Consider the following 15,679-nt stretch of genomic DNA (forward strand, 5'->3'; position numbering starts at 1 on the left):
ATTTTTACTCTATATTTTCAGTTTTAACTCTTGCTTGCGTTGGTTCAACATAAATATGTTCAACTGCGGCGTGATGCCCTGCTTTTCGGCGACCACGGAAGCTAAAACGAGATCCTTTCCATTCTGTTATGTCAATCTCAGTTGGCAGGTATTGCATACTTGGTGCAACAGTTGCTTTTGCTTTGGTATGTTGTACCGATGAAATAGTCCCTACTCGCCCCTTAAATAGAAAGGTAGATTGATATTGTTTTACATCAACAGTTAAAGTACCCATTTCAGAAAGTGTAGGAGCAGCAGTAGCTTCTGAAGTTACTCGAGTCATTTTTTGAGGTTCTGACGTTATTGTTTTTTCTTCAACAGGTTGAACTGGTGAAGGGATAATTTCCGCTGTATTTTCTAACGTATCATTCTTAGTTTCGAGATTAGGTTGGATTTCTACAACGGTTGCTTGTTGTTCCTCAGTAATGGCATCTGCTACAATCGCAGGTGTCGAAACTGTTATTACCTCTCCTTGTTCAGAAGGAAAATGAGGTTGTTCAGGCTTTCCTTCCTTCCCATTTGCAATCATAGTTAAAACATCAATCAAAGGTTTGACTGGTTTTTGTTCTTCCACAATAGCAGTTGCTGGTAATATCGTATTGGTTTCTACCGATTGCTGTTGGAGCATTTCATCAACTGACACAAAGTTTGCTTCTTTGATTGGCTGAGGTTTTGCCAGTGAAATATGAATTTTTCCACTTGCCAATTCTGGTGACGCAACCGCCATAAAGAGTGGCATTGGTGATACTTTCAGTTCATCATTATGCTGATGACGGCGACGTTGTTTACCCATCCGTAAATGACGAGGTGAACGGCGTTGACGTCCTTCTTTATGATGGCGTTCAGAGGTGTTTGTTTCAGTTGTTACTGTTTCAGTTGAATTGTCAATAACGACTGGTAACTCAATTATCTCCTCTGTTGGTTTATTTTGTTGTGAAACAAGCGTTTTTTCTTCGAAAATTGCTGTTTTACTTACTGGTTCAGGTGTAGAAACAACTTTTTCTGATGGTGTCGTTGTTTCGGTGATAACCGTTTCAGTTTGATTCTGTTCAGTTATTGCTGTTTCTACTTCTTGAGTTAAACGAACTTTTTTACGAAGATCTCTGCGTTGACGTCTAGGCGTAACGTTTTGTTCTTTCGTCTGTTCTTGTAATTCTGTTATCGGTAAGTCTTTTACTTTATCGGCTTCGGTATTTGCTTTCCGATTGCTACGATTATTGCGTTTGTTTGACTCTTTTTCACTTTGAGTTTTATTCTCACGTTTTTCATTACGTGCTTGTCGGTTTTGACGAGTTTCTTTTTCACGCTCACGGCGGTTTGAATTGCGACGACGGCGTTGATTGCGTCCCTTACTTTCTTTTTCTTCGGTTGTATCACCTGAAAAGAGTTTTTTGATAAAATTAATCAAACGAGAAAATAAGGAGATTTTCTCTTTTTCTTTACGTTCAATCACTGGTGCAGGTGAAGGGATATTGATTTCAACTGCAGCGGTATCGGTAGAATTTGCGGTAGGAATCTCAATTTTACGACTTACTAAAGCATCTTCCGACATACAGTAATCGTCTTGTTCTTCGTGTAATTTTGCCAAGTTATAACTTAATGTATTGGTGGTTTCTCCATTCCGTAAACGGAATACAGAGAAATGCGGTGTTTCCATATGTTCGTTTGGAACAACAAGAATATCAACGTTATGGCGTTTCTCAATATCTGCGATTGTTTTACGTTTTTCGTTTAAGAGATAGGTGGCAATTTTTACTGGTACGATAGTATGAACTTGTTTAGTGTGTTCTTTTAATGCTTCTTCTTCTAATAAACGCAAAATGGATAAAGAGAGTGATTCATTATCTCTCACTTTACCCGTACCTTGACAACGTGGGCAAATATGATGGCTTGATTCATTTAATGACGGGCTTAAACGTTGGCGAGACATTTCTAGTAAGCCTAAGCGAGAAATTCGACTAATTTGAATTCTAGCTCGATCTTGTCTTACCGCATCACGTAAGCGATTTTCGACTTCACGTTGATGGCGAATAGGTGTCATATCAATAAAATCAATAACAATTAACCCGCCTAAATCACGCAAACGTAATTGGCGAGCTATTTCATCGGCAGCTTCTAGATTAGTATTTAATGCGGTTTCTTCAATATCGCCACCACGAGTAGAACGAGATGAGTTAATATCAATTGCGGTTAATGCTTCGGTGACATCAATAACAATTGAACCTCCAGAAGGTAAACGGACTTCACGTTGGAAAGCGGATTCAATTTGTGATTCAATTTGAAAATGGCTAAAGAGTGGGACTTCACCTTGGTAAAGTTTAATTCGATTTGTAAAATCAGGACGCACCAGCTTGATATGTGCTTTGGCTTTTTCGTAAATTTTAGGGCTATCAATCAGAATTTCACCAATATCTCGTCTCAAATAGTCTCGAATTGCACGAACAATAACATCACTTTCTTGATGAATGAGGAATGGTGCAGGGCGAGATTGTGAGGCTTGTTTAATCGCTTCCCAGTGGTGTAGTAGAATATGTAAGTCCCATTGTAATTCTTCAGGCGATTTTCCTACACCTGCAGTGCGGATAATTAAGCCAACGCCATCAGGAATATCTAACGAACTTAAAGCCTCTTTTAATTCTTGCCGTTCTTCCCCTTCAATACGGCGAGAAATACCACCCGCTTTAGGGTTGTTTGGCATTAAAACTAGATAACTACCAGCTAGAGAAACAAAAGTGGTTAATGCTGCACCTTTATTGCCACGTTCTTCTTTATTAACTTGAACAATAACTTCTTGACCTTCCTTGATAATATCTTTGATATTAGGACGTCCATCGAAAACATAATCTGCAGGGAAGTATTCTCGTGCAATTTCTTTTAATGGTAGGAAACCGTGGCGTTCTGCGCCATAGTCAACAAATGCGGCTTCAAGGCTTGGTTCAACTCGGGTGATTATCCCTTTATAAATATTGGCTTTTTTTTGTTCGTGCCCCGGACTTTCAATGTCCAAGTCAAACAGTCGTTGCCCATCAACTAGGGCGACTCGCAACTCCTCTTTTTGAGTTGCATTAATTAACATTCTTTTCATCGTATTTTTCTCAATTTCTCCAAATAAGCCTGATACTAAACCGCACTTGTTGTATTAATGTTAGCTTCACAACTATCAAAGTGTCGAGTGCATAGAAAAAGTGATTAAAACAACGGAATATTACGCAATCTGTTTTAATTGAGCAGAATATTTTTCATCTGAATTCTATTGGTTGAGTATCAATCAAAAACTATTATTTTTGTATTACGTCTCAATGTCTTATGCCTTAAGCTGCATTAAGTTTTGTGAAAAATAATAGCCCATAATAATTTTTTATCGCTTTGAATTTTCGCTCGTTTTCTAGTCAGAATTTAAAGGATAAAAATTCGTGCTATTATTCCATTTTCTCACGTATTTTGGCAAGGTAACTTTGAATGAAAACAGTAATTATTTTGTTGAATATATTTAAGAGTGGATTTTACCTAACTTTTTCTTATAAATCTTAATGTTATACCTATCAATCTTGTTATTTTAAGATGGAAAGTTTTATCTTCCCTTAACTCCTGAAAAAACGGTACAATCTCTTTTTCATTTTTTAATTTAATCACGAATAAAACGAATGAACGATAAACAAACAGCCCAACATAGTGTCCAATTTATTACCATTGATGATGATCAAGCAGGTCAGCGGATTGATAATTTTTTATTGGCAAAATTGAAAGGTGTGCCGAAAAGTATGATCTATCGTATTGTACGCAAAGGCGAAGTGAGAGTGAATAAAGGGCGGATTAAACCAGAATATAAATTACAAGCAGGGGATACAGTTCGAGTACCACCGATTAGAACAAGTGAAACTAATCAACCTATCATTTCACAAAAATTAAATAGGGTCGCTGAATTAGAACAGCAGATTATTTATGAAGATGATTGTCTATTAGTGTTAAATAAACCTTCTGGTATGGCAGTACATGGAGGCAGTGGTGTAGATTTTGGGGTTATCGAAGCTTTGCGTGCATTGCGTCCACAGGCACGTTTTTTAGAGTTAGTGCATCGTCTCGATCGAGATACATCAGGGATTTTATTAGTTGCTAAAAAACGTTCGGCTTTACGTCATTTGCACGAGCAGTTACGTCTTAAAACAGTACAAAAAGATTATTTAGCTTTAGTAAGGGGACAATGGCAATCGCATTGTAAAGTTGTGCGAGCACCATTATTGAAAAATGAATTATCTAGCGGAGAACGTATTGTTAAAGTTAGTGATCAGGGTAAACCTGCTGAAACACGTTTTAAAATAGAAGAACGTTATTTGCAAGCGACTTTAGTAAAAGCTTCGCCAATTACAGGACGAACGCATCAAATCCGAGTACATTGCCAAACCACAGGTCACCCAATAGCTTTTGATTCGAAATATGGTGAAAAAAATTTTGATCAACAATTGGCAATGACAGGTTTAAACCGTTTATTTTTACATGCAGTTGCAATTCGCTTAACGCATCCAAAAAGTGGCGAAACATTACAGTTTTATGCTCCTTTAGATCAACAATTAAAAGGTGTTTTGCAACAATTACGCCAGCAATAAGCACGAAGTTAAAGAGCTTTGTTGGATTAAAAAATACCTAGTTCGGCTGTAAAGTTTGCTTAGAATTCATTGCAATTAACAACAAAAACTTGTCAAAAATAAATAATCAGGTATTATAGCCGTCTAGATGGATATATGAATTATTTTACTATTTAAAATTAATAGAATTAAGGAACAGATAATGTCAATTTACCTTTTTACCTCTGAATCAGTCTCTGAAGGACATCCCGATAAAATTGCTGATCAAATTTCAGATGCAGTACTTGATGAAATCTTAAAGCAAGATCCGAAAGCACGAGTTGCTTGTGAAACCTATGTAAAAACAGGAATGGCATTGATTGGTGGTGAAATTACCACGTCTGCTTGGGTTGATATTGAAAATTTAGCACGTCAGGTAATTTGTGATATTGGTTATACCAGTTCAGATATGGGATTTGATGGGAATTCTTGTGCGGTGTTAAATGCGATTGGTAAACAGTCTTCAGATATTAATCAAGGGGTTGATCGAGAAAATCCATTAGATCAAGGTGCGGGTGACCAAGGGATTATGTTTGGTTATGCAACCAATGAAACAGAGGTATTAATGCCTGCTGCAATAACATATTCTCATCGTTTAATGGAGCGTCAAGCAGAAGTGCGTAAAAAAGGTATTTTACCTTGGTTACGCCCAGATGCGAAAAGTCAGCTAACTTTTGCTTATGAAAATGGCAAAATTAAAGGGATTGATGCAGTCGTTCTTTCCACACAGCATTGTGATAGTGTCTCTCAAGCTGATCTACATGAAGGGGTAATGGAAGAAATCATTAAACCTATTTTACCAAGCCAGTGGTTAAACCAAGATACTAAGTATTTTATTAACCCAACAGGACGTTTTGTTATCGGTGGTCCAATGGGAGATTGTGGTTTAACAGGACGTAAAATTATCGTTGATACCTACGGTGGTGCAGCTCGTCATGGTGGTGGTGCGTTTTCAGGAAAAGATCCATCAAAAGTTGATCGTTCTGCTGCTTATGCGGCACGTTATGTTGCTAAAAATATTGTTGCTGCAGGCTTAGCAGATCGTTGTGAAATTCAACTTTCTTATGCTATTGGTGTTGCAGAGCCAACTTCAGTGATGATTGAAACCTTTGGTACAGGCAAAGTATCAAACGATACTTTAGTGAAATTAGTACGTCAACATTTTGACTTACGTCCTTATGGATTGATCAAAATGCTTGATTTAATTAGACCAATTTACCGTCAAACTGCTGCTTATGGTCATTTTGGGCGTGAACAATTCCCATGGGAAAAAACAGATAAAGCAGAAGAACTGAAAGCGGCAATTAAATAATTTTCGATAAATGGATTATAAAAAACGCTCCTTGAAATAAGGTAGCGTTTTTTTGTTTTCTTGAAAGATAAGATTTTGACCTAAACAATACTTATTTCTGTTTTATAGTATATTCCATTTGTGCTCTTTCTATGAAAGAGGAGGAGTTGTCTTATCAATGGTTCTTAATGATACTTCGCCACTATGAAAGGTTAAAATCTCTGACGGTGTTTTTATACATAGCTGTCCTTGTATATTTACCCCAATATTTTTTCCTGTAATAGTTTGATTTTCTTGGATAATTTTTACAGGCAAACCAAAATAGGCATCATAGTCTTGCCATTGAGTAATAAAAGGTGAAAAGCCAGATTGAGTAAATTGGCTTAAAGTTTGATTAAGATGTTGAATGATTGTAGCAAGTATTTTGGTGCGATCTTGTGCAAGTGGTTTTAAGGCGGTTAATTGGGTTATTGCTTGATTGATTTGCTGTTGTTGATCGGTTGGTAAGGCGACATTTATTCCCAAACCAATAACTAAGTCGTAAAAATCAGGTTTTTTGGCTGACATTTCTAGCAAAATACCACCTAATTTAGCTGTTTTGTGTGTTGTTTTATCAAAAACAATCAGGTCGTTTGGCCATTTTAATTGTGGTTGATGATAGCCTAACTGCCGTAATGCTTTGATTACCGCTATACTCACCACGAGGCTTAATCCTTCTAAAGAAAGTGTTTTGGCAAATTGTTGATAGTAGCTTAGGATAATTTGCCCCGCAAAAGGAGATTGCCAAACTCGATTCCGTCTCCCTCGACCTGCAGTTTGTGTTTCAGCAATACATACACTTCCAGTTGTTAATCTGTCTAAATTATCTAATATATATTGATTGGTTGAGTTAACAACTGATTGATAAATAATAGGATTTTCTGGAATTTGTTGTTGTAATTGAATGGGATCAATTAATGGTGTTAAAGGTGATAAATACCACTCATTTCCTTGTTGTTGCACTGGTATCCCTTGGTTGATAAATAGTTGTAATTGCTGCAGGATTTGTTGCTGTGAACATTTTAATTGTTGGCTTAATGCGATTAAACTTAACGGTTGAGTGGTAAGAGTATGAAGGAGATCTCGCATAATTTTTTAATCATCTTGTTTTACTGGATTTAAACCTAGACCGAATAGCGTATAATGCCATACTTTAAACAATGATGGGAGAATTATGCCAATAATTAATCAGACGGCATTAGTAGCTTATAGTGCTGAACAGATGTATCAGTTAGTTAATGATTATCAGCGTTACCCTGAATTTTTACCCGGTTGTGTAGCAAGTCGGACGATTGATCAAGGTGAATATTCACTGACTGCAGAGTTAACTATTAGCAAAGCGGGAATTAGTCAGTCGTTTTCGACTCATAATACCATACAGCCTAATCGTGAAATTATCATGAAGTTGTTGGAAGGTCCTTTTAGATATTTACAAGGTAGATGGTTGTTTGAACCTTTTGATGAACAGAGTTGTCAGATTAGTTTGTATTTAGAATTTGAGTTTTCTAACCCATTGATGAGTATGTTATTTAGTCCTATTTTTCAACAGCTTACTTCACAAATGATTGAGGCATTTAAATTGCGAGCAAAAGAGGTTTATGCTTTATGAGCGAACAGCTTGAAATTACAGTAGAAGTTGCTTATGCCTTGGCTGAACGGTATTTTTTAAAGAAAATAAAGGTAAAATCTGGTTGTAATATTCAATCGGTTATTTTGCAATCAGGTGTGTTATCACAATTTAAAGAAATTGATTTGCGTGAGAATAAAGTTGGGATTTTCAGTCGCCCAGCAAAATTAACGGATCTAGCACAAGATGGTGATCGAATAGAAATTTATCGCCCATTACTGGCTGATCCAAAAGAGATCAGACGTAAACGTGCAGAACAACAACGAGAACAAGAACGTATCGCAAAGCAAGCAAATAAGGTAAAAAATCATCACCAATAAGAATGATGATAAATTGACGCCAACCCATTTTTTAACTTAAGGAAAAATAATGATGAATATTCCTTTTTGTTTACCTAAAAATATAACTGCAGAGCAGTTTCTAAGTGAATATTGGCAGAAAAAGCCACTCTTTATCCCAAATGGTTTACCACAAATAGTGGGAATGTTTACACCTGAGGATATTATTGAATTAGCACAGCAAGATGAAGTTACAGCACGTTTAATTACAACTAAAGAAGATAGCGATGGCGAAAACTGGCAATTAAAAACCAGTCCATTAACGACGACAGATTTTCAAAATCTTCCTGAAAAATGGTCGGTATTAGTCCAAAATCTCGAGCAATGGTCACCAGAGTTAGGGCAGTTGTGGAAAGCATTTGGTTTTATTCCACAGTGGCAACGTGATGATATTATGGTTTCTTTTGCGCCTAAAAATGGTTCAGTTGGTAAACATTATGATGAATATGATGTTTTTTTAGTCCAAGGTTATGGGCATCGCCGTTGGCAATTAGGTAAATGGTGTGATCCTAGTACAGAATTTAAACCTAACCAGCCGATACGAATCTTTGATGAGATGGGAGAATTAATCTTTGATCAGGTGATGCAACCCGGTGATGTTTTATATGTTCCATCACGTTTATCACACTATGGCGTAGCACAAGATGATTGTTTAACTTTTTCATTTGGTTTGCGTTATCCAAATGCTGCAGACTTACTTGAGAATCTTTGTAAAGCAATTGAACAATACAGTGATCAAGGGACAAGTTTACAGCTTCCATTTCGGCTTCCTGTGGTAAAGCAAGCGAATGCTGTATTAGAAAATACTAGTGTTCAACAGTTGAAACAACAACTTATCTCAATATTACAGAGTGATAATCCACACATTGATCAATTATTTCAACATGCGGTGGCAACCGCAGTGAGTTGCCGCCGTTATCCATTATTAGCGACAGATGAAGGGTATTATCCAGAAGAAATCAGCGAAGCGTTACAGTCTGGAGGATCTTTGATGCAAGATAGTAATTGTAAAATTATTTATACTGCAATCCCAGAACGGATTTATATTAATGGTGAATGGATTGATGAGTTGACAGAGATAGAGCGTTCACTTTTGATTGAGATTGCTAATGGTGGTGTGATTGATTGGGCAAAAGTAGAACAGTTGACAACAGATCCACAGAGTTTGTCTCTATTACTTGATAGTATCTGTGATTGGTTGGATAACGGTTGGTTACTGTTAGTGTAAAAAATCAATATTAACTTTGTTAATAAAATAACTTGAACAGTTTATGCAAAATCCTGCTATTTATTCGGTTAGCCAGTTAAATCAAAGTGTGAAAATTTTGTTAGAGCAAAACTTTCAACAAGTATGGCTGAGTGGAGAGATTTCAAATTTTAGCCAACCCATTTCTGGACATTGGTATTTGACGTTAAAAGATCAGAACGCTCAGGTTCGTTGTGCAATGTTTCGTGGACGGAATTTACAGGTAAAATTTAAACCACAAAATGGTATGCAGGTGTTGGTACGAGCAAATATTAGTTTGTATGAACCGAGAGGGGATTATCAAATTATTATTGATAGTATGCAGCTTGCTGGTGATGGTTTGTTACAGCAAGAATTTGAACGTTTGAAAATGCAACTTTCTGCGGAAGGACTTTTTGCACAACAAGCAAAACAGCCGTTGCCTTCATTTTGTAAAAGGGTGGGTATTATTACTTCTAAAAGTGGTGCGGCGTTGCAAGATATTTTACAAATCTTACAACGGCGAGATCCAAGTTTAGAGGTAATTATTTATCCGAGTATGGTACAGGGGAAAGCGGCAACAGCTGAATTGATCCAAATGGTCGAAATAGCGAATTTACGTCAAGAATGCGATGTTCTAATTATTGGTCGAGGTGGTGGATCGTTAGAAGATCTTTGGTGTTTTAACCAAGAAAGTTTAGCCAGAGCGATATTTGCTTCTAAAATACCAGTGATTAGTGCAGTTGGGCATGAAACGGATATTACTATTTGTGATTTTGTGGCTGATATTCGAGCACCAACACCTTCGGCAGCAGCTGAATTGGTGAGTCGAGATCAACAAGAGTTATTGCAACAATTATTTTATCAACAACAACGTTTAGAACGTGCTTTTGATTATTTATTTAGCCGTAAACAACAAAATTTAGCTCAGTTATCTTTACGTTTGAAAAATCAACATCCGAAGACACGATTAGGTTTTTTACAGCAACAGTTGCACCAATTACACTTGCGATTACCGCAGGTAATGAAAATGAATTTAGCAAGGTATAAGCAACAACAAGAACAGCTTAATTTCAGGTTAAAGAGGCGTGATCCTTTAATAACTATTCAGTTGAAACAAGAAAAGGTCACGCAATTACATCAGCGGTTACTACGCAGTATGCAGGTAAATTTATCGACATCTTCGGTAACGTTTGGCAATTTATCACAACGTTTGATACGGTATTCTCCGTTACCATTGATTGATCAGGCAAAAAATAATCTTTTATATCAGCAACAACGTTTACGCTTTAGTATTCAACAACAACTCAAGCAGCGACAGTATCAATTTGGAGCATTATGCGATAAGTTGGATAATTTAAGTCCTTTACGTGTTTTAGCTCGTGGATATAGCATTACGCAAACACAGCAGAAACAATCAATTTTATCTACCACGCAAGTTATGGTAGGCGATAAAATTTTTACACGTGTCAATAATGGTCAGATTGAAAGTCAGGTGGTAGCACTCTATCCTGAAGATCAGGCTAGTAATAGATAAGTAACACTTTGTAAGCATAGGATTATTGAATGGAAAAGACAACTCAACATACCACTGCATTATTAAAAGAGCAGGAACAAAAAATTCGTCAAGCGGCAGCTTATGCACTTGAATTGGCAGAGAAAGCAGGTGCTAGTGCAGAAGTAGGGGTAACTAAGGCGACAGGTTTAAGTGTATCAACACGTTTTCAAGAGATAGAAAATTTAGAATTTCATAATGATGGTGCTTTAGGTATTTCAGTTTATGTAGGAAAACAGAAAGGTAATTCTTCTACTTCCGATCTTACTCCTGAAGCGATTAGACGCTCGGTTGAAGCAGCATTAACCATCGCACGCTATACCTCTGCCGATGAGTGTGCAGGATTAGCACCCGAAGAACTAATGGAGTTTAATCCCCCTGATCTAGAGTTATACCACCCAGCAGATATTAGTGTGGAACAAGCGGTTGAGCTGGCAAAAGAAGCAGAACAAGCGGCATTAAACTATGATCCTAAAATTATGAATAGTGAAGGTGGCGCTTTTAATGAAGTAAGAGGAATTCGAGTATATGGTAATACATATGGTGTATTAAATAGTTATTTATCTTCTCGTTATTCTATTTCGTGTGGTGTGATTGCGAGTGAAAATGGTCATTTAGAACGTGAATATGATTACAATGTTTCTCGCTATTTTGATCGTTTAGTATCACCAGCTGAAATTGGTCGCCGTAGTGCAGAAAAAGCAATTAAACGTTTAAATCCACAAAAATTAACAACCAGAGAATCAGCCGTTATTTTTCTTAACGATGTTGCAACAGGCTTATTTTCTCATCTAGCAGGGGCTATTAGTGGTGGTGCTTTGTATCGTAAGTCATCGTTTTTATTAAACCACTTAGGGAAAAAAATCTTACCTGAATGGTGCGATATTATTGAAAAACCACGTTTACTTGGCGGATTGGCTTCAACTGCTTTTGATAGTGAAGGGGTTCGTACTCAGGATAAGCAGATTATTCAAGATGGTTTTCTGCAAAGTTATTTATTAACCGCATATAGTGCAAGAAAGTTACAAATGCAATCTACAGGTAATGCTGGTGGGGTATATAACTGGCAGATCAGAGCAAATCGTCAGGGTGGGTTAGAGGCACTATTAAAAGAAATGGATCGTGGTTTATTAGTTACTGAATTAATGGGGCAAGGCGTTAACTTAGTTACAGGGGATTATTCACGTGGTGCTGCTGGTTTTTGGGTAGAAAATGGGCAAATTCAGTATCCTGTTTCTGAAATTACCATTGCTGGCAATGTAAAACAGATGTTTGAACAGATCGTTGCAATTAGTGATGATACAGAACTAGAGTCTAGTTTTATGACTGGTTCAGTATTATTAGCACAGATGAAAATTTCAGGTAATTAGAATAAATCTTAATCCTAAATAAGAATAATTCTTATTGACATTTAAATTTGGGTTGCTATGATAGCGACTGTCGGGAACGAGTAACTAAGCAATAGAATGTTTGGGAGAGCATTTTGTTGAATGTAATGGAAATGGATCATTGATCTGCTAGATTACTCATTAATCCGGGCAACGTAGAGTAGAAAGTTCGTAAGTCACTGGCGGAAGTTGAAAAACTTCCGCCTTTATTTTTTTGTTGAATCCATATTTTTAGATAGGTTAAGTATTAATTAACTATTACAATGGTAACAATATGGTGTATTCATTGAGAAAAAGTAATGGCACAGCATACATTAATTTTTTTACATGGTTTTCTTGGCGATAAAAATGATTGGCAGCCAGTGATTGATATTCTTCAAAATCACCCAAATTATCGTGCTATTGCATTAGATTTGCCTTTTCATGGTAAGAATCAAACAGAAAGTATTAGGAATTTTGATGAAGCAAGCCATTGGCTAAGCCATCAGATTAAGCATCAGATTAGCCAACCTTATACATTAATTGGTTATTCATTAGGTGGACGGATTGCGGCTTATTTTGCTTGCCAACAGCAAATACCAACGACAAATTTACAGCGAGTCGTATTAGAAGGTGCAAATTTAGGTTTGAGAGAATTACAACAGCGAGAAAGTCGTTGGCAAAGCGATCTTGCGTGGGCAAAACGTTTTCAAACAGAGCCTTTGCTTGATGTTTTGATTGATTGGTATCAACAACCTGTGTTTGCTTCTTTAACCTTATCGCAAAGAGAAAATGTAATAAAATATCGGCTCAAAAATGACGGAAAGAAACTGAGTGAAATGCTACAAGCGACTTCTTTAGCAAAACAGCCTGATTTGAGGGAGCAAGTTAGATTGAATCGTGAAAAATTTTACTATATATGTGGTGAAAAGGATCAGAAATTCCGTACAATGGCAGACTCTTTGGCATTATCTCCAGTATTGATTAGTCAAGCTGGGCATAATGCACATCGAGAAAATCCAACAGAATTTACAACTAAATTACTTGAAATTTTAGTTCAAGCATAAAATATAGGAATAATATGCAAGAGACATTTACTGAAATTAGCCCAGAACAAGCGTGGCAAATGTTACAAGATCAGCAAGCCGTTTTACTTGATATTCGAGATTTGCCAAGTTTTAATTTAAAACATCCTGTTGGGGCATTTCATCTTACCAATGAGACGTTTAATACTTTTAGTCAGCAATATGATTTTGAATTTCCGCTTATTGTTAGTTGTTATCATGGTAAAAGTAGTCGTAACGTTGCTCAATATTTAGTCGAGCAAGGTTATGATCAAGTGTATAGTTTAACGGGTGGTTTTGAAGCTTGGTTAAAAGCACAACTACCGATAGAAAGCCATTCCTCTGAAAGTAATTAATTATTGATAAGGTTATAAGGAATTTTTATGTCGAATCCATTATTACAATTTGATACTTTACCTCAATTTTCAAAGATAGAGCCACAGCATATTCAGCCAGCAATCCAACAATTAATTGAAGAGTGTCGAAATACCACCGAGCAATTATTACAACAACCCCAATTTACTTGGGATAACTTTTGTCGTCCGTTTGCTGAAGTGAATGATAAATTAGCACGAGCTTGGTCACCAGTAGGGCATTTAAACGCAGTAAAAAATAGCCCTGAATTAAGAGAAGCTTATCAAGCTTGTTTACCGTTGTTATCTGAATACAGCACTTGGTTAGGGCAACATAAAGGTTTATATCAAGCGTATTTACAGTTAAAGCAAAGTGATGAATTCGCAACATTATCGTTGGAACAACAAAAAGCGATTGACAATAGTTTACGAGATTTTGAATTATCAGGAATCTCTTTACCAGAAGAAAAACAAAAACGCTATGGTGAAATTGTTGCACGTTTATCAGAGTTAAGCTCACAATTTGGTAATAATGTTCTTGATGCCACTATGGGGTGGGATAAAGTTATTACAGATGTAAATGAACTAGCAGGGTTACCAGAGAGTGCATTACAAGCGGCGAAAGCGAGTGCTGAAAGTAAAGGTTTAGAAGGATATCGTTTTACATTAGAAATACCAAGTTATCTGCCTGTAATGACTTATTGTGAGAATCGAGATTTACGTGCAGAAATGTATCAAGCTTATACCACCAGAGCCTCAGAACAAGGACCGCAAGCGGGGAAATGGGATAATTCAATGGTAATGGAAGAAATTCTTACGTTACGTCATGAATTAGCACATTTGTTAGGTTTTTCTACTTATGCCGATTTGTCATTAGCTACTAAAATGGCGGAAAGCCCAAAACAAGTATTAGATTTTCTTAACGATTTAGCGTTACGTTCAAAAGAACAAGCAAAAAGAGAAGTAACAGAATTACAAGATTTTTGTAAAGAACATTATGCGGTTACAGAATTAGCCCCTTGGGATATTACATTTTATAGTGAAAAACAAAAGCAACATTTGTATTCAATTAATGATGAGGAGTTACGTCCATATTTCCCAGAAAATCAAGTGCTTAATGGATTGTTTGAAGTGCTAAAACGAATCTTTAATATCCGTGCAGTAGAACGTTTTGATGTTGATACTTGGCATCAAGATGTACGATTTTTTGACTTAGTGGATCACAATGAAGAAGTAAGAGGAAGCTTCTATCTCGATCTCTATGCCCGTGAAAATAAACGTGGTGGTGCTTGGATGGACGATTGCATCGGCAGAAAACGCAAGGCTGATGGTTCATTACAAAAACCTGTTGCATATTTAACCTGTAATTTTAATAAGCCATTAGGTGACAAACCTGCATTATTTACTCATGATGAAGTGATTACTTTATTCCATGAATTTGGACATGGTATTCATCATATGCTGACTTTGATTGAAACAGGTGATGTTGCAGGGATCAATGGTGTGCCGTGGGATGCTGTGGAATTACCAAGTCAATTCTTAGAAAATTGGTGTTGGGAAAAAGAGGCTTTAGCTTTTATTTCTCGTCATTACCAAACAGGTGAAGCGTTACCAGAGGAAAAATTACAACAACTATTAAAGGCAAAAAATTTCCAAGCGGCTATGTTTGTGCTACGCCAACTTGAGTTTGGGTTATTTGATTTTCGTTTGCACTATGAATTTGATCCACAACAAAAAGGGCAAATATTGCAAGTTCTAAGAGATGTAAAAGCCAATGTTGCAGTATTACAGTCCCCAGATTGGGTGAGAACACCACATAGTTTTAGTCATATTTTTGCTGGTGGTTATGCTGCAGGATATTATAGTTATCTATGGGCGGAAGTTTTATCTGCTGATGCGTATTCTCGCTTTGAAGAAGAGGGTATTTTTAACCAAGCAACAGGGCAATCTTTTTTAGATAATATATTAACCCGAGGGGGATCTGAAGAGCCTATGGTATTGTTTAAACGTTTTCGAGGGAGAGAGCCAAAACTTGATGCGTTATTACGTCATAAAGGGATTTGTGCTACTGTAAAAAATTAAAAGGCAATTTTTAGTCTGATAATAATTGGGATACGGTGAGTCATTGAATGGCTGACCGTATTTTTTTATTTTCTATT

General features: G+C 36.6%; 12 protein-coding genes. 10 read left to right on the forward strand and 2 right to left on the reverse strand.

Translation table 11 applies throughout. The features are described from left to right. Positions 1 to 4 precede the first annotated feature (4 nt). Complete coding sequence (rne, locus tag CEP47_RS08735) at positions 5 to 3,124, reverse strand: ribonuclease E (protein WP_261920011.1); 3,120 nt, start codon at positions 3,122 to 3,124, stop codon at positions 5 to 7. A gap of 559 nt (positions 3,125 to 3,683) precedes the next feature. Between rne and rluC the strand changes: the two genes are divergently transcribed. Both rluC and metK read left to right on the forward strand, forming a co-directional pair. Beyond that, the gene (gene rluC / locus CEP47_RS08740) at positions 3,684 to 4,643 is read left to right on the forward strand and encodes a 23S rRNA pseudouridine(955/2504/2580) synthase RluC (protein ID WP_261920010.1); all 960 of its coding nucleotides are present in this window, start codon (positions 3,684 to 3,686) and stop codon (positions 4,641 to 4,643) included. 181 nt (positions 4,644 to 4,824) lie between these two features. Continuing rightward, on the forward strand, positions 4,825 to 5,973 hold the full coding sequence (gene metK / locus CEP47_RS08745; RefSeq protein ID WP_261920009.1) for a methionine adenosyltransferase: 1,149 nt from the start codon (positions 4,825 to 4,827) through the stop codon (positions 5,971 to 5,973). Positions 5,974 to 6,102: 129 nt separating this feature from the next. Here the strand turns inward: metK and birA are convergent, their stop codons facing one another. After that, positions 6,103 to 7,080 (reverse strand): bifunctional biotin--[acetyl-CoA-carboxylase] ligase/biotin operon repressor BirA, encoded by a 978-nt coding sequence (gene birA, locus CEP47_RS08750; protein WP_261920008.1) that lies wholly within the window; start codon positions 7,078 to 7,080, stop codon positions 6,103 to 6,105. Between the two features lie 85 nt (positions 7,081 to 7,165). Here birA and CEP47_RS08755 point away from each other — a divergent pair, with 85 nt between their 5' ends. The 8 genes from CEP47_RS08755 (at position 7,166) to prlC (ending at position 15,602) form a co-directional block, all read left to right on the forward strand. Further along, on the forward strand, positions 7,166 to 7,600 hold the full coding sequence (locus CEP47_RS08755; protein ID WP_261920007.1) for a type II toxin-antitoxin system RatA family toxin: 435 nt from the start codon (positions 7,166 to 7,168) through the stop codon (positions 7,598 to 7,600). After that, positions 7,597 to 7,938, forward strand: coding sequence for an RnfH family protein (locus CEP47_RS08760; RefSeq protein ID WP_261920006.1), 342 nt, complete (start codon positions 7,597 to 7,599; stop codon positions 7,936 to 7,938). Before CEP47_RS08755 ends, CEP47_RS08760 begins: the two co-directional genes overlap by 4 nt. A gap of 52 nt (positions 7,939 to 7,990) precedes the next feature. Beyond that, positions 7,991 to 9,184, forward strand: a complete 1,194-nt coding sequence (locus tag CEP47_RS08765) for a ribosomal protein uL16 3-hydroxylase (protein ID WP_261921033.1) — start codon at positions 7,991 to 7,993, stop codon at positions 9,182 to 9,184. A 43-nt stretch (positions 9,185 to 9,227) separates the two neighbouring features. Then, entirely contained in the window at positions 9,228 to 10,718 is a 1,491-nt protein-coding gene (gene xseA, locus CEP47_RS08770) for an exodeoxyribonuclease VII large subunit (protein ID WP_261920005.1), read from the forward strand. 29 nt (positions 10,719 to 10,747) lie between these two features. Continuing rightward, positions 10,748 to 12,106 (forward strand): metalloprotease PmbA, encoded by a 1,359-nt coding sequence (gene pmbA / locus CEP47_RS08775; protein ID WP_261920004.1) that lies wholly within the window; start codon positions 10,748 to 10,750, stop codon positions 12,104 to 12,106. Positions 12,107 to 12,423: 317 nt separating this feature from the next. Next, the gene (gene menH / locus CEP47_RS08780) at positions 12,424 to 13,170 is read left to right on the forward strand and encodes a 2-succinyl-6-hydroxy-2,4-cyclohexadiene-1-carboxylate synthase (protein ID WP_261920003.1); all 747 of its coding nucleotides are present in this window, start codon (positions 12,424 to 12,426) and stop codon (positions 13,168 to 13,170) included. A gap of 14 nt (positions 13,171 to 13,184) precedes the next feature. Then, positions 13,185 to 13,523: a thiosulfate sulfurtransferase GlpE gene (gene glpE / locus CEP47_RS08785; RefSeq protein WP_261920002.1), complete on the forward strand. Its 339-nt coding sequence runs from the start codon at positions 13,185 to 13,187 to the stop codon at positions 13,521 to 13,523. Positions 13,524 to 13,550: 27 nt separating this feature from the next. Next, complete coding sequence (prlC, locus tag CEP47_RS08790; protein ID WP_373463112.1) at positions 13,551 to 15,602, forward strand: oligopeptidase A; 2,052 nt, start codon at positions 13,551 to 13,553, stop codon at positions 15,600 to 15,602. The last annotated feature ends 77 nt before the right edge of the window (positions 15,603 to 15,679 follow it).

This window comes from Mergibacter septicus, assembly GCF_003265225.1.
In the GTDB taxonomy this organism is placed as follows: domain Bacteria; phylum Pseudomonadota; class Gammaproteobacteria; order Enterobacterales; family Pasteurellaceae; genus Mergibacter; species Mergibacter septicus.